Origin of the sequence: Clostridium malenominatum, assembly GCF_039521365.1 — a bacterium.
Taxonomy (GTDB): domain Bacteria; phylum Bacillota; class Clostridia; order Clostridiales; family Clostridiaceae; genus Clostridium_AW; species Clostridium_AW malenominatum.
The window spans coordinates 1,860,706-1,882,681 of the sequence record NZ_BAAACF010000001.1 but is presented as its reverse complement, the minus strand read 5'-3'; the positions used below and the strand labels follow the sequence as shown (position 1 = coordinate 1,882,681).

19 protein-coding genes, 1 riboswitch and 1 other annotated feature (1 of these 21 cut by a window edge) are annotated in these 21,976 nt (G+C 30.7%); of the genes, 11 read left to right on the top strand and 8 right to left on the bottom strand.

The window, feature by feature from the left end:
* Positions 1 to 41 precede the first annotated feature (41 nt).
* A complete protein-coding gene (locus ABDZ69_RS09565; protein WP_343769107.1) occupies positions 42 to 1,406 on the top strand; it encodes an MATE family efflux transporter in 1,365 nt (454 codons plus the stop codon).
* A gap of 49 nt (positions 1,407 to 1,455) precedes the next feature.
* Here the strand turns inward: ABDZ69_RS09565 and ABDZ69_RS09560 are convergent, their stop codons facing one another.
* The 8 genes from ABDZ69_RS09560 to ABDZ69_RS09525 all read right to left on the bottom strand — a co-directional run bounded on the left by ABDZ69_RS09560 (position 1,456) and on the right by ABDZ69_RS09525 (position 10,721).
* Positions 1,456 to 2,760 carry a dicarboxylate/amino acid:cation symporter gene (locus ABDZ69_RS09560; protein WP_343769106.1) on the bottom strand — a complete coding sequence of 435 codons (1,305 nt, stop codon included), beginning with the start codon at positions 2,758 to 2,760 and terminating at the stop codon, positions 1,456 to 1,458.
* Positions 2,761 to 2,920: 160 nt separating this feature from the next.
* Positions 2,921 to 3,514, bottom strand: coding sequence for a HutD/Ves family protein (locus ABDZ69_RS09555; protein ID WP_343769104.1), 594 nt, complete (start codon positions 3,512 to 3,514; stop codon positions 2,921 to 2,923).
* A 141-nt stretch (positions 3,515 to 3,655) separates the two neighbouring features.
* Complete coding sequence (locus tag ABDZ69_RS09550; protein ID WP_343769103.1) at positions 3,656 to 4,678, bottom strand: electron transfer flavoprotein subunit alpha/FixB family protein; 1,023 nt, start codon at positions 4,676 to 4,678, stop codon at positions 3,656 to 3,658.
* A gap of 12 nt (positions 4,679 to 4,690) precedes the next feature.
* A complete protein-coding gene (locus tag ABDZ69_RS09545) occupies positions 4,691 to 5,488 on the bottom strand; it encodes an electron transfer flavoprotein subunit beta/FixA family protein (protein WP_343769102.1) in 798 nt (265 codons plus the stop codon).
* A gap of 24 nt (positions 5,489 to 5,512) precedes the next feature.
* Positions 5,513 to 6,649, bottom strand: coding sequence for an acryloyl-CoA reductase (gene acrC / locus ABDZ69_RS09540; RefSeq protein WP_343769100.1), 1,137 nt, complete (start codon positions 6,647 to 6,649; stop codon positions 5,513 to 5,515).
* A gap of 31 nt (positions 6,650 to 6,680) precedes the next feature.
* On the bottom strand, positions 6,681 to 8,234 hold the full coding sequence (locus ABDZ69_RS09535) for an acyl CoA:acetate/3-ketoacid CoA transferase (RefSeq protein WP_343769098.1): 1,554 nt from the start codon (positions 8,232 to 8,234) through the stop codon (positions 6,681 to 6,683).
* Positions 8,235 to 8,273: 39 nt separating this feature from the next.
* Positions 8,274 to 9,566: a GntP family permease gene (locus tag ABDZ69_RS09530; protein WP_343769097.1), complete on the bottom strand. Its 1,293-nt coding sequence runs from the start codon at positions 9,564 to 9,566 to the stop codon at positions 8,274 to 8,276.
* Positions 9,567 to 9,938: 372 nt separating this feature from the next.
* Complete coding sequence (locus ABDZ69_RS09525; protein WP_343769095.1) at positions 9,939 to 10,721, bottom strand: enoyl-CoA hydratase-related protein; 783 nt, start codon at positions 10,719 to 10,721, stop codon at positions 9,939 to 9,941.
* 113 nt (positions 10,722 to 10,834) lie between these two features.
* On the opposite strand from ABDZ69_RS09525, the gene ABDZ69_RS09520 reads away from it, so the two are divergent.
* From ABDZ69_RS09520 to ABDZ69_RS09475, 10 genes are all read left to right on the top strand, one after another.
* Positions 10,835 to 12,262: a sigma-54 interaction domain-containing protein gene (locus ABDZ69_RS09520; protein WP_343769094.1), complete on the top strand. Its 1,428-nt coding sequence runs from the start codon at positions 10,835 to 10,837 to the stop codon at positions 12,260 to 12,262.
* Positions 12,259 to 13,095 carry a metallophosphoesterase gene (locus ABDZ69_RS09515; RefSeq protein ID WP_343769092.1) on the top strand — a complete coding sequence of 279 codons (837 nt, stop codon included), beginning with the start codon at positions 12,259 to 12,261 and terminating at the stop codon, positions 13,093 to 13,095. The genes ABDZ69_RS09520 and ABDZ69_RS09515 overlap by 4 nt, the downstream gene beginning before the upstream one ends.
* 7 nt (positions 13,096 to 13,102) lie before the next feature.
* Positions 13,103 to 13,657: a DUF2284 domain-containing protein gene (locus ABDZ69_RS09510; RefSeq protein WP_343769090.1), complete on the top strand. Its 555-nt coding sequence runs from the start codon at positions 13,103 to 13,105 to the stop codon at positions 13,655 to 13,657.
* Positions 13,658 to 13,689: 32 nt separating this feature from the next.
* Positions 13,690 to 14,037, top strand: coding sequence for a DsrE family protein (locus tag ABDZ69_RS09505; RefSeq protein ID WP_343769088.1), 348 nt, complete (start codon positions 13,690 to 13,692; stop codon positions 14,035 to 14,037).
* Between the two features lie 61 nt (positions 14,038 to 14,098).
* Positions 14,099 to 14,200, top strand: a riboswitch (SAM riboswitch).
* A 69-nt stretch (positions 14,201 to 14,269) separates the two neighbouring features.
* Positions 14,270 to 15,145: a methylenetetrahydrofolate reductase [NAD(P)H] gene (gene metF, locus ABDZ69_RS09500; RefSeq protein ID WP_343769086.1), complete on the top strand. Its 876-nt coding sequence runs from the start codon at positions 14,270 to 14,272 to the stop codon at positions 15,143 to 15,145.
* A gap of 16 nt (positions 15,146 to 15,161) precedes the next feature.
* The gene (locus ABDZ69_RS09495) at positions 15,162 to 15,620 is read left to right on the top strand and encodes an S-ribosylhomocysteine lyase (RefSeq protein ID WP_343769084.1); all 459 of its coding nucleotides are present in this window, start codon (positions 15,162 to 15,164) and stop codon (positions 15,618 to 15,620) included.
* The gene (locus ABDZ69_RS09490) at positions 15,620 to 16,300 is read left to right on the top strand and encodes a vitamin B12 dependent-methionine synthase activation domain-containing protein (RefSeq protein ID WP_343769083.1); all 681 of its coding nucleotides are present in this window, start codon (positions 15,620 to 15,622) and stop codon (positions 16,298 to 16,300) included. The genes ABDZ69_RS09495 and ABDZ69_RS09490 overlap by 1 nt, the downstream gene beginning before the upstream one ends.
* Complete coding sequence (locus ABDZ69_RS09485; protein WP_343769081.1) at positions 16,290 to 18,656, top strand: homocysteine S-methyltransferase family protein; 2,367 nt, start codon at positions 16,290 to 16,292, stop codon at positions 18,654 to 18,656. The genes ABDZ69_RS09490 and ABDZ69_RS09485 overlap by 11 nt, the downstream gene beginning before the upstream one ends.
* 447 nt (positions 18,657 to 19,103) lie before the next feature.
* On the top strand, positions 19,104 to 19,724 hold the full coding sequence (locus ABDZ69_RS09480) for a hypothetical protein (RefSeq protein WP_343769079.1): 621 nt from the start codon (positions 19,104 to 19,106) through the stop codon (positions 19,722 to 19,724).
* Positions 19,725 to 19,778: 54 nt separating this feature from the next.
* Complete coding sequence (locus tag ABDZ69_RS09475) at positions 19,779 to 21,155, top strand: VanW family protein (protein WP_343769078.1); 1,377 nt, start codon at positions 19,779 to 19,781, stop codon at positions 21,153 to 21,155.
* Between the two features lie 605 nt (positions 21,156 to 21,760).
* Positions 21,761 to 21,976 (top strand) — a binding site (T-box leader) (it continues 17 nt past the right edge of the window).

Genomic DNA, 21,976 nt, shown 5'->3' with positions numbered 1-21,976 from the left:
TAATTAATGTGGCATAATAAGTAATATGAGAGGAAGTTTAAATGGAAGTAAATCAAAGAAAAAATCTTATACTAAATGGAAATATGTATAAATTAATTATCACTTTATCATTACCAATTATGATAAATAATTTAATTCAAACTCTTTATAATTTAGCTGACGGGGTATGGGTAAGTAAATTAGGTTCCGTTCAATTTGGAGCTACTTCTTTTGTATGGCCAGTTAATTTTTTATTTATATCATTAGGTATTGGATTGTCTATTGCAGGGACATCACTTCTATCACAGCTAATAGGAGCATCTAAATATAAAGAAGCAAATAAATATGCAAGTCAACTTGTAGCAATATCATTAATAGCCTCAATTATTTTTGCAGCATTAGGATATATACTAAGCCCTTTTATAATTAAACTTATGGGGGGAACTGGAGAACTAGGAGAGTTTAGTAATATATATTTGAAAATAACTTTTTTAGATATGCCCGTTACCTTTCTGTTTTTTAACTATAGTTCAATTATGAATGCCCAAGGTAATACTATAACTCCAACTATACTTAGCGGAATCAGTGCCATATTAAATGTTATTTTAGACCCTATTTTTATATTTACATTAAACATGGGAATTGCAGGAGCTGCTATAGCTACTTTGTTATCAAAAGCTATACTTGCAGTTTTAGGAATATATATGTTGTTTAATTCTTCCATGCACATCAAGCTTAGTTTTAAAAACTTTAAATTTGACAAGGAAATAGTGAAAAAGATTGTAGATGTAGCATTACCTTCTTCTATTGGACAATCAGGTTCAGCTTTAGGATTTATAGTTTTAAATAGCTTTATTGTTTCTTATGGAAATGCAACGATTGCAGCTTTTGGTATGGTAAATAGAATAACTTCTTTAGTATCTCAGCCAGCTATGGGAATTGGAGCTGCATTGACTGCAATAGTAGGGCAAAATTTAGGTTGTAATCAAATAGAAAGAATAAAAGAAGCCTTTATAAAATCTATGAAATTAACTATTACTTTTGGAGCTATAGGATGTTTTATTTTAATATGGAAAGATGAGCAAATAATTAACTTCTTCATACAATCAAGAGATAGCGCCGATGTAATATCTCAAGGAATAACTTACCTTCAGTATATTTCATATTCAATGCCTCTTATGGGCATATTTAGTGTTTTACAGGGAATATTTCAAGGATCAGGACATACAAAGTATTCCATGAGTATGGAGGTAGGTAGACTTTGGTTTGTGAGGCTTCCTATGATATTAATGTTTAAGTATTTTACCACAATTGGCCCCTCGGGCATATGGTTTTCCATGTGCTTTAGTAATTTTATAATATGTGTATATGGATATGTCATGTATAGAAAAAATACTTGGCAAGAAAAGATTATAGCGGTTTGCTAATTAAAAAGGTAACTAGTTGGAGATATGTCCAATTAGTTACCTTGATTTTTTATATACTTAATTCTAAGCTATCAGTTTTATTTGTGTTAAATTCTTCTCGATTAAACTCTCCCTCAGATTCTGCAACTAACAATGCAACTACAGAAGCACCTGTAACATTAGTGGCAGTTCTGGCCATATCTAAGAAAGTATCTATCCCTATAACCATTGCGATTCCCTCTACAGGAAGTCCCATACTTGCAAGAACCACAGTAGCCATTATGGAAGCTGTTCCTGGAACTCCTGCGGTACCTATGGAAGCGATAGTAGTAACTAAAATTAATAAGATATAGCTGTAGAAGTTCATAGGAATATTAAATACTCTAGCCACAAACATAGCTACAATAACAGGATACAATCCGCCACAACCATTCATTCCCATGGTAGCACCCATAGGAGCCACAAAGCTTGCAATGTTTTCAGAAATTTTTACTCTTTCTGTTAAGGATTTGATGGTTATAGGCAGTGTTCCATAACTACTTCTAGTTGTAAAAGCTATAACTTGAGCAGGGTAGATTTTTTTAAAGAATTTTAAAGGATTTACCTTGGCTACGAAGGCTAATAGGCCACCATGAACTAAAACTACTTGTATAGCACAAGCTAAATATACTACAACAATTAATTTACCAAGAGACAATAGCGTATTTAATCCGTACTTTGATGATACGGAAGCCATAAGACTTAGCACACCATAAGGTGTAACTTTAAGTATAATCTTTGTGATTCTAAACATAATTTGTGAAAAGCCTTTAAAAAAGTCTTTAACAGGTTTTATAGTAGATTGATGCTTAACACCTTCAATTGTTATGGATATACCTATTAATATTGAAAAAATAATTACAGGTATAATCTTAGCATTTGCCATTTCAGAAACTGGATTAGAAGGAATCATATCTAATATTATATTAGATATAGTAGGTATTTCTCTAACTTTATAGTTTGAATCTTTTACAAACTCTATACCTGATGCTGGGTCTATAATTAATGATACAATTATTCCAATTATAGCAGCGGTAGCAGTAGTTGCTAATAACCATCCTACAGTTTTTAATCCAACTTTTTTTAATTTACCTGGATCTTCTATGGATGCAATGCTGTTTATAACCGTTGAAATAACCAAGGGTATTACTAGCATTTTAATTAAATTTACATATGCTTTACCTAATATCTCTATGGATTTAACATTTTCTTTAAATAAAATTCCCGCTAAAATTCCCAGGATCATAGAAATCAATACTCTATTACCAAAACTTATTTTTTTAACTTTTAAAAAATATAAAAATAATATTAACAATGGAAAAATCAAAATACTCATAAAAAACTCTCCTTTTAAAATAATATCTATAATACCTATATGTTTAGTATGCATTATGAAATTATTATATCATTCTTTAAGTAAAAATCAATAGTATATCTTAATTAAATTCATAAAAAAATAAAAACCCAATTAAATTGGATTTTTATTATAATCGTTACTATTGATAAATTTGAGCTCTAACTAGCTTACAATCTTCTTCTAAAGAATTTAAAGTAACAATAATATCCTCATTATCAGTATAAAGAAGAAGTAAATCATTTTGGTTAAGGGATATATTATCTTCATTATTTATTAGAATAGTAACAGTTCCTTCTACACAGTAAAAGGCTTCAATTTGGGATAAATTTTTTTCTATTACATGATTTGAATTACTGGCCATTAATATTGGAGAAATGTTTCCTTTGCACCCATCTCTAAGCATTAAATTAAAATCTGTTACCATGCCGTAACTTTTTGTAGTCCACTCCCCATTAAAGTTATGCACTTGAAAGGGTTTAAGATTTACATTTCCATGCTCACCATGGTCTAATTTTAAATCGCCGTTTAGGGTCATTATGTATCTATCTACTTTAGGTAAATGTGTAAAATTTGACTCTACAATTTCTACTTTAGCGGAGCTCAATCTCCATTTAAAATTTACTTTACTATATTCAGCATCCTCAGGATAAATAGCTAATTGAGTTGAACTTCCGCCGGCCCAAACACTACTTTTTTGTTCTTCTTTAGGGATTAGTTTAAAAGAATAGCTCATAAATATTCGCTCCTTTGTCAATTAATGATATAATTAAATTATACATCAAATTTCAGATTAATATATAATAGTGTAAAATTTATTGTTTAAAAAGCACTAAAGGAGTGGAGTGCATTCCATTCCTTTAGTGCTTTTATAAATTTAATTATCTATGGATTCAATTATTGATGGAATAATCTCATGTAAGTCACCTACAATACTATAATTAGCTACTTTAAATATAGGAGCATCTGAATTCTTGTTAATGGCAACAATACATTCTGCCTCACTCATACCAGCTAAATGCTGTATAGCCCCTGAAATTCCGCAAGCTATATAAAGACTAGGTCTTACCGTGGTACCAGTTTGTCCAACTTGGTGAGAAGGATCTATCCAACCATTGTCTACAGCAGCTCTAGAGGAACCTACAACTCCTCCTAGTTTATTTGCTAATTTTTGTAATAATTCAAAACCTTCTTTGTTACCAAGACCACGGCCACCAGAAACTATAATTTTAGCATCTATTAAACTAACCTTTTCCTTAGCTTCTTTAACGATTTCTATTACTTTTGCTCGTATATCTTCTTCCTTTAGTAGAGGATTTAAAACTTCTATATAACCTTCCTTATTTGGGCTGTAAGGAGATTTTTCCATTACACCAGGCCTGATAGTAGACATTTGAGGACGATTATCTTTACAAACTATTGTAGCCATTAAGTTTCCACCAAAGGCTGGACGAGTTTGAAGTATTTTACCGTCTGTTTCATCTACATCCAATTTTGTACAATCGGCAGTAAGTCCAGTTCCAACTCTTCCTACAAGTCTAGGGGCCAAATCACGACCTATTGTTGTTGCTCCTATTAAAAAAGCTTCAGGTTTTCTTTCTAAAATTAAGTCGGAAATTACAGTGGTATATAAATCAGTAGTATAAGTGTGTAGTAATTTATGCTCATTAAATATTACTCTATCTGCACCATATTTAATTAATTCTTTAGCAGAATTTTTCATATCATAACCTAGAAGTATAGCTGTAAGTTCAACATTCAATTTGTCTGCTAAGCTTCTTCCTATACCTAGGAGTTCTAGAGATACAGGATGAATTTTACCTTCCCTTTGTTCAGCAAGAATCCAAATTCCTTTATAATCATTTATGTTTATTCCAGTATTTACTTTTGACCTAGTCATATATATTTCCTCCTATAATATTTGCATAATTTTTAATTTTGATATTAAATTATCCGCTATCTCTTTACTGTTTGCTCCATTAATAACTTCACCATGAAACTTTCGCACAGGCACGAAGGTTTTGAATACATTTGTTGGAGAACCTTTAAGTCCAATTTGAGTAGTGTCAACATCTAAATCTTGCAAAGACCATTTTGTAATAGGAGTATTTGCTATACCATTGAAAATACCCCAAGTGGACATATATCTAGGAGAGTTTAATCCTTTTATTGCAGTCAATAAAACTGGCATTTGGGATTTTATAATATAGTAGCCATCTTCAACAGATCTATGAGCAATAACTTCCCTTTGTTCAAGATTAACTTCTAAATTATTTACATAGGTAATTTGGGGGAGATTTAGAAACTCAGCCATTTCTGGTCCAACCTGTGCTGTATCTCCATCAATTGCTTGTCTACCGCAAAATATAATATCGTAATCTGATATTTTATTTATAGCAGCACTTAAAATTGTTGCAGTTGCCCAAGTATCTGAGCCAGCAAAGGCTCTATCAGTTAATAAAATAGCATTATCTGCTCCCATAGCAATAGCTTCTTTTAATGCAGCCTCAGCCTGAGGAGGTCCCATGGTTAACACAGTTACATGTACGTCCTCATATTTATCTTTTATAAGTAAAGCTTCTTCTAAAGCATATTTATCATCGGGATTTATTATACTAGGTACTCCATCTCTTATTAAAGTTCCAGTTTCATGGTTGATTTTAACCTCGTTAGTATCTGGAACTTGTTTAATACAAACTACAATTTTCATCTATTAATCCTCCTTAAAAAAGCATTATTTAATAATTTGATTGGCAATGACCATCTTCATTACTTCTGAAGTTCCTTCATATATTTCTGTAATTTTAGCATCCCTAAGCATTCTTTCTAAAGGATAATCCGTCATAAATCCATATCCACCGTGAAGCTGAAGGGCCTTATGAGTTACAAACATTGCTGTTTCAGAAGCAAATAATTTAGCAACAGCTGCTTCTTTGGTAAAAGGTTTACCACTATCTTTTAAATATGAAGCATTATAAACAAGAAGTCTTGAAGCATCTATTCTGGATTCCATATCAGCTAAGTACCATTGTAATCCTTGGAATTTAGATAATGGTTTCCCAAATTGAACTCTTTCTTGAAGATATTTTACTGTTTCTTCCATAGCGCCCTGGGCAATTCCCAAAGCTTGAGCCGCTATGCCTATTCTTCCACCATCTAATCCCACCATGGAAATTTTAAAGCCTTCTCCAAGTTTACCTAACAAATTTTCCTTAGGTATTTTTACGTTTTCAAAAATCAATTCCGCAGTTGAAGAAGCGCGTATGCCCATTTTATCTTCTATTTTACCTATGGTAAAACCAGGAGTGTTTTTTTCTACTATAAAAGCAGACATCCCCTTAGTTCCTTTGCTTTTATCTGTCATAGCAAGAATTATATAAATTTCTGCTTCACCGCCGTTAGTAATAAAGCATTTAGTTCCATTTAAAATGTATTCATCTCCATTTAATACTGCTGTAGTTTGTACATTGGAAGCATCGGAACCTGCATTAGGTTCAGTCAATGCAAAACCCCCAATCCATTCTCCTTTAATCATTTTAGGAAGATATTTCTTCCTTTGTTCTTCGTTTCCAAATTTTAATATTAAATTAATTGGAAGGTAATGAACGGATAAAATTGCTGAAGTAGCACCACACTTTTTAGCTATTTCCTCAAGAACTATGGATTTAGATATTTCATCTCCCTCAGCTCCTCCATATTCCTTTGGAAAGGTTAGAGCAGAAAAACCGTATTTACCTAATTTTTTAAAGGTTTCTCTAGGAAACTTGTGGGTTTTATCAATTTCTGCACTAATAGGTGCGATTTCATTTTCTACAAAAGCTTTAATACTTTCTCTTACCATAATTTGTTCACTAGTAAAATCAAACTTCATTTATAAAACCTCCTCATTATAAAATAAAATTTTAAAGAATTATATTCATTAGTTCATCTTTAAATATTCTTACATCCATTTCCTTTAAGGATTCAGATATTAAAGGTTTAAACTCCATATTAGAGAGAATGTCTTTTTCTAAGTCTATACCAGGGGCAATTTCTATTAACATGAGACCAGCTTTAGTTAGTTTAAATACAGCTCTTTCAGTAACATATAAAACTTCTTGCCCAGAATCATTAGCATATTCTCCGCTGAAAGTAATTTGTTCAACTTTGGTTTTGAATTTCTTGTTAGTGCCTTCTTTCATAATTTTAAGTTTGTCATCTTCAACTTTTATTTCTAAACCTTTAGCTGTAAAGGAACCACAGAATATAACCTTCTTTGTATTTTGAGATATGTTAACGAAGCCCCCAGGTCCAACTACTCTACCGCAAAATTTACTAACATTTACATTACCTTTTTCATCTATTTCAGCTGCGCCTAGACAAGCTACATCGATTCCACCACCATCATATAAATCAAAGATAGAGCCTTGTTCGTGAATAGCTTCAGGATTATAAGTAGCACCTATACCAAGACCAGAAGCGGGAACACCACCCATTACTCCAGATTCAATAGTTAAGGTAAATTTGTCTGAAATTCCTTCTTCACTAGCAACGGAGGCAACAGCTTCAGGTACACCTATTCCTAAATTAACTAGCATGTTCTTCTTAATTTCTAAAATACTTCTTCTACCACAAATTTTACGTTCATTTAAATCCGTTTTTTCAAAACTATCTAAAGGTCTTTTTATTTGACCAGTCCATTCTGGAACAAAGTCTTTAAATAAGAAGGATTGTGGAGAATTTTCAGGTTTTCCTATTACAACATAATCAACTAAATGACTATGAACTCTAACTCTGTGAGGATCTAGGGTTCCATATTCAGTTACTCTGTCGACTTGAGCTATTACTATACCACCAGAATTTTTAGTAGCTTCAGCCATAGTAAGTTGATCTGCAAAAACCGCTTCATTTTCAAAAGTTAGACTTCCATGGGTATCTGCTGTAGTAGCTTTTATAAAGCAAACATCAATAGGAAAGGATTTATATAATAAATAATCCTTGTTGTCTATAGATATAATTTCTATAATAGATTCCTTTTTCGCTAGTTCATTGGCACAGCAGCCTTCTATCCTAGGATCAGCAAAGGTTTTTAATCCTACATGGGTTAAAACACCAGGTTTCTTACCAGCTATGGCACGTAATAAATGTACCGTTACTCCTTGGGGAACGGTGTAGGCTGGAAATAAGTTCTTAGAAACTAAGGCACCTAATTTGGGTGCTAGTCCAATATGACCACAGTATAACTTGCCAATTAATCCTTCATGGGCCAAATGATTTAATCCTCTTTCTTTTCCATCGCCAATGCCTGCACAGTAGAAAATAGATAAATTGTTAGGTTTTTTATCTTCTAAAAACTTTTCTTTAAGAGTAACTAATAGTTCTTCAGGAATTGTAAAGCCAACAAAGCCTCCTATAGCCAAGGTTTGGTTATTTTTTATTAAATCTATAGCCTTTTTAGATGAAATTATTTTACACATATATATATCCTCCTCATATATCTATTAATACTTATGTTTTTAAGGCCAATTTGGGAATAAGGTAAATAGAAGAATAGCTAATCCAGTGGCTATTATTGGAAGAACAACTGTGAGCCAAAATACTGGTGCATAACCGTCTTTATGACTTTCTCCACAAATACCATTTAAGGTAGTTACTACATAACCATTATGAGGTAATGAATCTAGACCTCCAGCGGCGATAGCTAAAATTCTGTGTAGAGCATCAGGTGCAACACCTCGAGATAAATATATTGGTGCTAATAAAGGTACAGCAATTCCCATGCCACCAGAAGCAGAACCGGTAATTCCAGCTACTAAACATACACCTACAGCAGCTCCAACTAATACAGGACCAGGAATTTGTACAATTGCATCAACTAAGATTGTGAAAGCTGGAACAGATTTTACTACAGAACCAAAACCTACTACGGCACAAGTGTTCGCGATTGCACCTACGGCGGACACAGAAGCTTTACCAAGGTCGTCAGAAAGTTCTTTCCAATTTACGTGCTTGTATAAAGTTAGAAAACCTATTATATTACCACAAAGAACCGCTACTTCGACTTTGAAATTAAGTGCATTTAAAAATACAATTGAACTTATAAGAGGTATAAAAGATAGCAACCCAGAGGGAAGTTCTTTATCATTGTTGCTTATATTATCTGAAGCCCTAGGGATAAACTTTTCACCACTAGATACTGAGGATTTAATCATTTTTTCTAACCATATTTGGCCAACAACCAACATAAATATAGCGGTTATAAATCCAACAGTAGTTCCTGCCATTGGGGTAGTGTTTAAAAATTTAATTGGTATAATGTTATGGATTTGTGGGGTGCCAGGACAAGTCATTGCAAAGGTTATAGAACCAAAAATAATAGTTCCTGGAATAAATCTACGGGGAAGATTTGCTTCTTTAAATAGCATAAAAGCTATGGGATAAACTGTAAAACCAACAACAAATACACTTACGCCACCATAGGCTAAAATACCACAGGCCAATGAAACTGCAAGAACTGCCTTGCCTTTTCCCAGCTTTGATACTATTAAATGGGCTATGGAAGCAGCGGCTCCTGTTTTTTCCATAAACTTGCCAAAGATTGTACCTACTAAAAATACAGGAAAATAGGACTTGAAAAAGGATACGAAACCAGCCATATAGGTATCAGTTATAGCAGTATATAAGTTTAATCCACCTGTTAATGCAACTATAGCAGAACATAAAATTGCTATTATAATAATGTGATAACCCTTCATGATTAGAAAAGCTAATAATCCTAACCCTATTAATAAACCGATAATACTTAACATTTATTGAACCTCCTATTATTATTTTTGATATAAGTTTTAGAAATGTACTATACTTTAATAATTACACCTCCCATTAATCATTGTTAAAATCATAACTATTACTTGTAAAAATATTCAATTTTTATATAAGCATAAATTGTGCCAATAAGTACTGGTTGTAGAAAAAATATCAATTATCATTGAAGAAGAGGAAATAAAAGTTAAAATATTAGTAAAAAAATTGAAAAAAGTGTAGAGTATTTTATAAATTGTAGAAAATTTTCTACAATAGCTATATTTCTATTGATATATAAGGGTAATTCAAGTTGCCAATTAACAAAATATTATAAAAAAAAGAAAAGTTGTAGAAATTTTTCTACAACTTTTCTTTTTTTATTTGTTTTTAAAAGAAGGAGTTCTCTTTTCAATAAAAGCTCCCATGCCCTCATTTTTATCTTCTGAAGCAAAACAAAGGGCTGCCAAGTTCTTTTCAAGTTCCAATGCATTATATAGATCAATATTACTACCTCTATCAATAGCAATTTTAGAGTATTTTATTGCTAAAGGAGCTTTATTAATAATACTTTCCATCATAGCATAAGCTTCTTTCAATAAATCTTCTGAAGGAACAACTTTATTTACTAGACCAATGGCCTTGGCTTCTGAAGCATCAACTAATCGTCCAGTATAAATTAATTCCTTAGACATGCCTACGCCAACTAATCTAGTCAACCTTTGAGTGCCACCAAAACAAGGTATAACTCCAAGGTTTACTTCAGGTTGTCCAAATTTTGCTTTGTTTGATGCGATTCTTATATCGCAACTCATGGCAAGTTCACATCCACCACCTAAAGCATAGCCATTAACTGCAGCAATCACAGGTTTTTCTATAGACTCCATGTAGTTAAAAACCTTTTGTGCAAAGGATGCATAATCCCTTCCTTCTTCAGCTTTATATGGAAGCATTTGAACAATATCAGCTCCCGCCACAAAGGCTTTACACTCTCCACCAGTTAACACTATTCCTTTTATTTCAGGATTATTATTTGCATAAATTATTGCGTCTTCAAGCTCTTTCAAGGTTTCACTATTCAAAGCATTTAACGATTTTGGGCGATTAAAGGTAATAGTTAATATAGAGTCATTTTCTTTCAACAATAAATTATTATAATTCATATATACCCTCCTATATTTTGTTTTTTATAAATATAGCAAGTATTGTACCACCTTAAAATATTAAGTATGATATAATATTATCATTATTACTTTTATTAGGAGAGTTTATAGCTATGAGTAAAAATAGTAGTTTAGAAAAATATAAACTTATCTTTGAAGAAATCCTAGATATGACAGAAGATGGATTTGTAGTTACTTCGCCAGATGGAACTATATTAGAAATAAATAATGCTTATTGTGATTTTTTGGAGACTACAAAAGAAAAAGCCATCGGATGTCATATAAATAAATTTATACCTAATACAAAAATGCCTCAAATTGCTAAGATGGGAATTAAAGAGGTAGACATGGTACATGAACTTGTAGGAGATAGAACCTATAAAGGGGATAAGTTTTTGTTTGTTACAAGAGCGCCAGTAAAGAAAGATGGTCAAGTTATTGCGGCCGTTGCACAAGTGAAATTTAGACTTCATACAATGGAGTTAGCGAAGAAGCTATTTAAGCAAGATGAGGAAATAAAATATTATAAAGACGAACTACAAAGGCTTGGTCAATTTAGGTTTGCTTTTAATAAAATATTAGGGAAAAGCCATTGTTTTTTAGAAGTTATGGAATTTGCTAAAAAGGCATCTAATAGCAATCTTCCAGTACTAATTAATGGAGAGACAGGAACGGGTAAAGAGGTTTTTGCCAATGCTATACATTACGGGTCCTCTAGAAAGAATAATCCGTTAATAACTATAAATTGTGCTGCTATACCCCATGAGCTTTTAGAATCTGAATTATTTGGATATGAGGAGGGTTCTTTTACTGGAGCCAAAAAAGGTGGTAAGAAAGGTAAATTTCAACTTGCAAACAAAGGTACAATATTTTTAGATGAAATTGGAGACATGCCTCTTCACATGCAAGCTAAATTATTAAGAGTATTGCAAGAAAATGAAATTGAAAAGATAGGGGGATATAAACCCATACCTATTGATGTTAGAGTAATAGCGGCTACCCATCAAGACTTAAGAAAATTAATAAAAGAAAAGAAATTTAGAGAAGATTTATTTTATAGGTTAAATGTAATAAATATTAAAATACCTCCTCTAAGACAGAGAAAAGAAGATATAGAACTTTTTATAAATAATTTTCTAAATGAATTAAATAAAAAATATAAAACAAATATAACTATATCTCAAAGAGCGCAAGAATTATTACTAAATCATAGGTGGCCTGGAAACATAAGAGAGTTAAAGAATGTTATTGAAAGTGCTTATGTTATTGCAGATAAGGATATTATCGGTATAAAGCATTTTCCATCTAATTTGTTAACAGCGGATAATAGTGTATCAATAGACAAAAATATGAATAATTTGGATTTAATATTAAAAGAGTTTGAAAAGGATATAATTATTGAAAGTTTAATGGAAAATGATTATAAAATAGCAAAAACAGCAAATGATTTAGGTGTTCACAGAACTACTTTATATAAAAAATTAGAAAAGTTGGATATAAAAATATTGAAACAAATAGATAATGGAGATAATAAGAAATGAAAAAAGTATTATTAGTTATAGCTGTTATAGTATTAACTTTCCAGTTGTACTCTCAAAATAACAGCTTAGTAATGACAAGGCACAGAGTATTAAATAATAAATTGCCTGATAGCTTCAACAATTTTAAAATAATACATCTTTCTGATCTACATAGTAAAACCTTTGGAAAAGATAATAATAAAATTGTAAACAAAATTATCAAAGAAAATCCTGATATAATTGTAATTACAGGGGATTTAATTGATAGGCGAAAATATAATGAAGAAAAAGCTATGCTATTAGTAGAGAAAATTAAAGATATAGCTCCCATATATTATGTTACAGGTAATCATGAAGGGTGGTCAGGAAAGTTTTCTTCATTAGAAAAAAAGCTTAATGAAAATGGAGTAATTGTATTAAGAAATGAATCTATAATTTTAAGAAAAGGCCATGAGGAAATATCTATATTAGGGGTAGATGATCCAGCTTTTAGCACTACTGGATATGGAGAGGATTATAAAGGTAATAAAATTATTGAGGATGAGATAGAAAAAATAAAAAAAGCAGGTAGTTTTAATATACTGCTTTCACATAGACCTGAACTATTTAATCTTTATAGAGAAAAAGATATAGATTTAGTTTTTTCAGGTCATGCCCACGGTGGACAAATTATTATTCCTTTTATAGGAGGGATATTGTCACCAAATCAAGGATTTTTTCCAAAGTATTATAAAGGATTATATAAGGAATCTAGCACGACTATGGTAGTAAGTAGAGGACTTGGAAACAGTGTTTTTCCGCAAAGAATTTTTAATAATCCAGAGATTGTATGTGTGGAATTAGTAAGGAGATGAAGTTTAAATGAATAATCTAAATGAAGAAAAAATTATTAAAGATGTTTTAAATTTTGGAGCGAAATATGCTAAACCTTTTAAAGTAGATGAATTGGAGTTTTCAAATAAATTTAGGGACTACTGCAAAGATAACTTATGTGGGCATTATGGTACTAATTGGATGTGTCCTCCCGGAGTTGGAGAAATAGATAAATTAAAATGCGACCTAATGAAGTTTACAAAGGGAGTTGTGTATCAAACAATTCATCCTGTGAAAAATATTAAAGACAGGAAGGAAACAGATAGAATAAGGGATACGCATAATCAATTTACTAGAAGTTTAAGTAAGCATCTTAAAAATAAGTATAATACGAAAGATATTTTTCCTATGGGAGCAGGGCCCTGTGTAATATGTAAAAATTGTAGTTATATTAAAGGAGAAGAATGTATTTATCCAGAAGAAGCCATATCTTCAGCAGAAGCTTATGGCATAGATTTAGGAGCAATTTTAAAGTCCTGTGGGCTTAAGTTTAATTATTCAGAAGATACCTTAGCTTATGTGGGAATAATATTATTTCACTAAATAATTTAGGGGTGAAAATAAATCATATGGTTATGAATAAGGAATATAAAGTGATTTTTCACGTAAGTGAGAAAGAAAAGATTAAATTATCATTAAATAACATAAAAAATTTAATAATAGACTTAGGTATAGAAAATCTTCAGATAGAGCTAGTAATAAATAGTGTGGCTGTAGAGGAATTTAAAAATAAAGATTTTAAATATGAAAAAGAAATACATGAACTATCAAAGCTAGGAGTTAAATTTGTTCTCTGTAAAAATTCTTTAAAGGGAATGAACATAGATGAGAAAGAATTAATAGAACCTATTAACATTGTACCGTCTGGAGTAGGAGAATTAGTAAAAAAACAAGGAGATGGTTGGGCGTATATACGGCCTTAAATGTAAAAATTCATATTTACATTTAATAAAATTTGTAATATACTTATTAGTAATTTAATACTGCTTATCAAGAGTGGTGGAGGGACTGGCCCTGTGAAACCCGGCAACCGTACCTTAGTGGTACAAGGTGCTAAATCCAGCAGCTTATGCTGAAAGATAAGGATATTAGGAATTAATCACCTAAAGGAATATCCTTTAGGTGTTTTTTATTACTAAAAAAGGGGGCTTACAAATGAAAATTAAAGAAATTTTTGACCAGAAGAAAGTAGTTTTTTCCTTCGAGGTTTTTCCACCTAAAGGAGGGATGACCATTGAAAAAATATATAATACTATTGAAGAAATAAGTAGTTTGGGTGGAGACTATATAAGTGTTACCTACGGTGCGGGAGGAAGTGTTAGGGATAATAAAACCTGTGAGGTTTCCTCTTTAATTAAAAATAAGCATGGCATAGAAGCTTTATCGCACCTTACATGTATAAACTCAACAAAAAATAACTTAGATCAAATAATTAATCAGTTAAAAGATAACAATATTGAAAATATATTGGCATTAAGAGGAGATATACCTAATAATGGAGAAATATATGGTGATTTTAAATATGCTTATGAACTAATTAATTATCTTAAAGAGAAAGGGAACTTTGGCATAGCATCGGCATGCTATCCAGAAGGGCATTATCAATGCGAAAATATAGATGAAGATATAAAAAGACTTAAAGAAAAAGTAGATTCAGGTGTAGATTATTTAATTACACAGTTGTTTTTAGATAATAATATTTTCTATAATTATATTGATAAATTAAATAAAAATGGGATATATACACCCATTGAAGCTGGAATAATGCCAATAATAAATAAAAAGCAAATTGAAACGATTAATACCCTTTGTGGTGCAACAATACCAGATAAATTTATAAAAATCATTAATAAATATGAGCATGATAAAGAAGCATTAAGAGATGCAGGAATAGCCTATGCAGTGGAACAAATAGTGGATTTATTATCTAGTGGAGTAAAAGCAATTCATCTCTATACTATGAATAATCCTTATGTAGCAAAAAAAATTGTAGAAAATATAAGCTCAATATTAAAGTCTGTAAATGAATAATGAGGAGGAGATACTTGTGAATAAAGTTGAAAGTTTTGAATTAGATCATAGAAAAGTTGTAGCACCTTACGTAAGAAAGTGTGCTGTGTTAAAGGGTGAGAATGGTGATTTTGTAACTAAATTTGATTTAAGATTTACTCAGCCTAATAAAGAAGCTATTCCAACGGGAGCACTACATGCTCTAGAACATTTACTTGCTGGACTTTTAAGAGAGCATTTGCAAGGAATAATAGATTTATCACCAATGGGATGTAGAACGGGGTTTTATTTAATTCTATGGGGTAATAGGGATGCAGCTGAAATAAAAGAAGCTTTAGAAAAGTCTTTAAAAGAAGTAGTTGAAGCTAAAGAAGTCCCAGCATCAAATGATTTGCAATGTGGAAACTATAGAGATTTATCTCTTTTCGGGGCAATAGAGTATGCAAAATATGTACTGGAAAAAGGCTTTAGTCTAAATATCTATGGTGACAATTAATGAAAGAGTGGATTTTCAAAGGAGATAGCAGGGAAATTCTTAGATATTTAGGTGTTTCAAAAAATAGCGGAGAAGATATGCTTCCCCTCATAGAAGATATAAAAGAAGAGACAAGAAATATTCTTAGATTTAGATGGGTTTATAATATTTATTCCATAGTACAGGAATCTAAAGGAGTTATATTAAAAGATGTTGAAATTTTACTAAAAGGTCAGCATATAAAAAGCCATTTAAAAAATTCTTCTAAGTGTGTAGTGTTGGCAGCTACTCTAGGTAGTGAGATAGATAGGAGAATAAATTACTATCAAAAATGTGATATGTTAAAGGCTTTAATAGTAAATGCTTGTGCTACTGCTTTTATAGAAGAAGGATGTAATTATGTTGAAAGTTTAATTAAAGAGGAATTTTGCTCCGATTATGAGGAACTAACTTGGAGATATAGCCCAGGATATGGAGATTTGTCCTTGGATGTTCAAGGAGAGTTATTAAAATTATTGCAGGGAAATAAGGACATTGGGCTATATCTTTCAGAAAGTAATATGCTTATACCTAAAAAATCTGTAACTGCAATAGTTGGCATAATACCTAAAGGAAAAAGCAGTAATAAAAAGAGCTGTGAAAACTGTTTAAATAAAAATAACTGTAATTATAGAAAGACTGGTGAAAGTTGTGAAAATTAAAGAGCTCATTGGAGAAAAAGTATTAATTTTTGACGGAGCTATGGGAACTATGCTTCAAAAGAGTGGCCTTAAAATAGGAGAAATTCCTGAAGTATTAAACATTGAAAAAAGAGATATTGTTGTAAATATACATAAAAAATATATTGCATCTGGGGCTAATATAATAACTTGCAATACTTTTGGATGCAATAGTAAAAAATTAAGTAAATCTATCTATTCCGTTGAAGAAATAATAAAAGCTGCTATAGAAAATGGAAGGGAAGCTATAGGTAATAAAGATGTATTACTTGCTTTAGATATTGGCCCTATAGGTGAACTGCTAGAGCCTATGGGAACGTTAAAGTTTGAAGAAGCATATGAAATATTTAAAGCCCAAGCGCTTGTGGGAGAAGAGTATGGGGTAGATTTAATTATTATAGAAACTATGACGGATTTATATGAGGCTAAGGCCGCTGTACTTGCAGCTAAAGAAAATACAAGTCTTCCTGTGTTTTGTACAATGACCTTTGAAAAAGATAGAAGAAGTTTCACAGGTTGCACTATTCCTTCTATGGTGATGACTTTAGAGGGTTTGGGGGTAGATGCATTAGGTGTTAACTGTTCTCTAGGGCCTATTGAGCTTCAAGGAATAGTTGAGGAAGTATTAAAATATTCTAGTATACCTGTTATGATCCAGCCCAATGCGGGACTTCCTAAAGTTGAAAAAGGGGAGACTATTTATAAAATTACTCCAAAGGAATTTGGAGAAGCAGTGAAAGTTATGGTAGATGCAGGCGTTAGCATAATAGGTGGCTGTTGTGGAACTGATGAAAGTTTTATAGAGGAACTAAGTAATTTATTTAAGGAGAAGGAAACAAGAAAAATAGAGCCTAAGATGTATTCTGCTATTTGCACACCCTCAAAACCTGTTTTTATTGAGGGCGTTAGGACTATTGGTGAAAAAATAAATCCTACAGGAAAAAAATTATTAAAAGAAGCTTTGAAAAATGGGGACATGGACTATATTTTAAGAGAAGGTATAAGTCAGGTAGAAGATGGAGCAGATATTTTAGATATCAATGTAGGTCTTCCAGAAATTAATGGAGAAGAGATGATGGTTAAGGTTATTAAAGAACTGCAAAGCATAGTAGATGTACCACTCCAAATAGATTCAAATGATGCTAAAATTATTGAAAAAGGTTTAAGAATATACAATGGAAAGCCAATTGTAAATTCCGTAAATGGTGAAGAAAAATCCTTAAATACAATACTGCCCTTAGTAAAAAAATATGGAGCCATGGTAGTTGGATTAACCTTTGATGAAAGAGGGATACCTAAAACTGCAGTGGAAAGATTTGAAGTTGCAGAAAAAATCGTTAATAAAGCTTTAGAATATGGTATTAAGAAAGAAAATATAATTATAGATTGCCTAACTCTTACAGCTTCTGCTCAGCAAAAGGAAGTTTTAGAAACTTTAAAGGCATTAACTATGGTTAAAGAAAAATTAGGGGTGAAAACTACTCTAGGGGTTTCTAATGTATCCTTTGGATTGCCTAATAGGGAGCTTTTAAATAGAAGTTTTTTAAATATGGCTCTTTATGCAGGACTAGATTTGCCAATAATAAATCCAAATAAAGAAGATATGATGGATGCTATAAATGCTTTTAAGGTGTTAAACAACGAAGATATTAGCGGAGAAAAATATATAAATTTATATTCTAATAAAGCAATAAAAGATAATACTGAGCAAAAAGAAGAAGTAAATTTAAAGGATATTATTATAAAGGGTATTAAAGAAGAAGCTTACTCTAAAACAAAAGAAATTTTAAAGAAAAAAGAAGAGCTGGAGATAGTTGAAGAATTTCTAATACCAGCCTTAGACTTAGTTGGAGAAAAATATGAAAAAGGTGAACTGTTTTTACCACAGCTTATTCAAGCTGCAGAAACTGTTAAAAAATCCTTTGAGGCCATAAAAGAAAGCTTAGTATTAAAAAATAAAAATGAAATAACTAAAGGTACAATATTACTGGCCACAGTAAAAGGTGATGTTCATGATATAGGAAAAAATATAGTAAAAACTCTTTTAGAAAACTACGGCTTTAAGATTATTGATTTAGGAAAAGATGTGACTAAGGAAGAAATTTTAAAAAATGTACAGCAATATAATGTTAAGTTGATTGGTTTAAGTGCGCTTATGACCACCACAGTAAAAACCATGGAGGAAACAATAAAGTATTTACAGGATAATAATGCAGGCTGCAAGGTAATGGTTGGTGGAGCAGTATTAAATGAAGAGTATGCTAATATGATAAAGGCAGATTTCTATGCTAAAGATGCCAAGGAAGGGGTTAGTATTTCTAGAGAGTTTTTTAGTTAAGTAATTTTTACATGAATAATTATGATGAAAATTCCCTTCGGGGAATTTTTGCTATTTGTACAAAGTTTCTTGATATATGGAATATCTTGCCGAATTATACATAATAGTATATAATTATAATGAATAAAAATTTAATATTAATATTTATTAAATTAAATATAATATTAAATACCATGAAGTTAAATGAGAGTGATTGTTTTATGTGGCTTAAATTAATTTTTTTTCAATGTATGGCCTTTATAATGTTAGCTGTATTTTGTAAAGGTATAATTTTTTTATTACAAAAATATTTATTATCAAAACAATATAAATTGACTAGCGGATTTTATTATATACTATCTTGGTCATTGATATTTATATTGGGTATATTCTTTGGAAAAGAATATCTATTTCTTATTTTATAGTTCATGTTTAAATTAAATAATTATGTTTTTAGGAGAAAAAGATATGTCAAAAATAATGTCTATGTTTGAAAAATTTAACTTGTTAGAAAAAGTTAATAATGAAACTACTAATGAAAATAATGTAGATAATGACATTAATATTAATGCTAAATTTGAAGAAGTAAAAAATGAAAATAAAAGTGAAAACGAGGAAGTTATGTTGATGAATAATGGAGTTGAGGAAAAAGCAATTGAATCAAATTTAGATTTTAAAAAGATCATGAATATATCTGAAATATATTCATCCTATGGAATTGAGAATAGTAACATAGGTACAGTTTTTATGTTAGGAAATTTTATTAATGCACTTCCTGAAAGTTTGCCCTATGAAGTAAAAAAGAATTCTGTAATGAACATTATTGAGGCTTCTAATACAGATTTAAATAAACTAATTTCCGATGGAAGTAAAAGAGTAAGTATTTTAAATGAGTTTATCAATAATTATGAGCAAACAACCATCGGCACTATTGAAGAATATAAAGATGAAATATTTAAATTAGCACAGCTAATAGAAAAATATAAGGAGCAAATATCAATAAAAGAAACTATGCTAGAAGAGCAAAGACATATAATAAAATATGAATGGGAAAAAATAAATAAAATCATAGATTTTTTTGAAAAATAAAGATTAAATACATTTATTAAGTTATTTTTCTTATTTTATAAAGAGGTACATATAATGAGAAAAAAAGAGTATCGTATTACGAGGACTGTGAAGATTTTAATAGTTGAATTTTTAGTATGCTCTGCTGGGCTCTTATTTGGATTTACATGGAGAGCCTACGGTGAAGTGAAAAAGTGGGATACTTTAATTTATCCAGGTGTAAAGATAGCCCATTTAGATTTAGGGGGGAGAACTAAAGAAGAAGTAAGGTCTTTAATTAAGTCTCAATACATTGATTCCTATCTAAATAGAGAGATAAAAATAAAGGTTCATGATAAATTTTATTTAATGGATAATTCAAGATTAATTATTGATTATGATATTGATAATATTATTGAAGAAGTTTTTAACTTAGGTAAGAATGTAGAATTGTATAAAAAAATTACTATGCTTAAAAATGATAATAAGAAAGAGTATAGTATAAATTTTACCTATGACGTAGGCTATATTAAGGAATTTGTTGCTTATATTGAAAAAGATGCTAATAAAGAATCAATGAATGCAACAGTTAAGAAAATGCAAAATGGTGAAATTAAAGTTATTAGTGATGTTAAAGGGCTTAAGATTCAAGGGGAGAAGCTTGAGGAATTAATTAAGGATAGAATAAGTAACAAATCCAGTGAAGAGATAACTATTGAAGCGCCAAAAGAAGAGGTGGAGCCACCGGTTACAAAAGACAAGCTCTTGCTTGTTAATTCAGTAATTGCAACCTTTAAGACAAATTTTGGTTCATCTACTGTAGAGAGAACTAGAAATATTGAATTAGCAACAGGAGCTATTAACGGAAAGCTGCTTATGCCAGGTGAATATTTCAGTTTTAATGACTTTGTAGGGGAAAGAACAAAAGAGAGAGGGTTCATGAAAGCACCAGTTATAGTAAATGATAGCTTTAAGACGGAGTTGGGAGGAGGAATATGTCAAGTATCTTCCACATTATATAATGCAGTGCTTATGTCTGGAATAAAACCTCTTGAAAGAGCTCATCACACTATACCGCCTACATATGTGGATTTAGGGTTAGATGCTACTGTTGATTGGAATAATATTGACTTTAAGTTTAAAAATACATTAAAGTATCCTATTTTCATTGAAGCATATATTGAAAATAAAAATATAAGTATTAATGTTTATTCTAATTCATCGCTATTAAACAGAAAGTATACTTTAGTAAGTGATGTGTATAAAACAATACAGGCAAACACTCAAACTGTTGATGATGTGGAGTTGCCTATAGGATATACTTCTGTAGTTCAAAAAGGATATAATGGTTATAAAGTAAGAGTTATTAGAAATACCTATGAAGATGGGGTATTAATTAATTCAGAGATTATTACGGATAATTCTTATTTACCCATAACAGGCATAGTGAAAGTAGGATTGAAAGAAAAATAGAAGTTATATGGTGATTTAAAATATCATCATATAACTTTTTTTAGTTTTTTTAAAATTTATCTAACAAAAATGAATGATTACCTTCAAATATAATAAAGTAGTATTCTCAAGGTTTGTAACGTATACAAGGTGTAAAAGCTTATAATAAGAGGGGAGTGGTAATAGTTTAAACATTACATAATTTTAATGGAGGGATAAAATTTGCAAGAATACTTTCTTCAAAAACAAGTGTGTGTTATAAGGAAACATATGAGGATATATTTTGCAGCTTTCATATTTATGAGTGTTGCATCCTGTAAATTGATAGAAAACTATAAATGTAATCCATTTCACTAAAAAAAAGAGAAATTTGCATATCAATCAGGAAAAACACAAAAATAATAATGAATAAAAACTTGCATATTAAAAAGACGATGAAGGACATTGGTTAATTATAAATGTATATAGATGCAATTAACAGGTCAATAATTATAATAATAGAACATTAATAAACCCTGTTGACCTTTATAAATCAATGTGTTAAATTTGATATAATAATTTTTCGCAGAGAAGATTATTGAGAAAGAAATCATACTTATGCATAAGTATATGTTAGGAAAAATAATTCAAAAATGATGATGGAGATAAAAATATCCCCAAATTAGTTAAAGAGAACTGGGAATGGTGGAAGCCTAGTACTAATGGATATAGAATGCTCACTCCTGAATTGTATAGCTGAAATAATAGTAGGTTATAACCGTTTAGCATACGTTACAATGCAAGGTTTTATAGAACCTATTGAGGTTACTGTCGCAAGGCAGTAGCGAATTAGAGTGGTACAG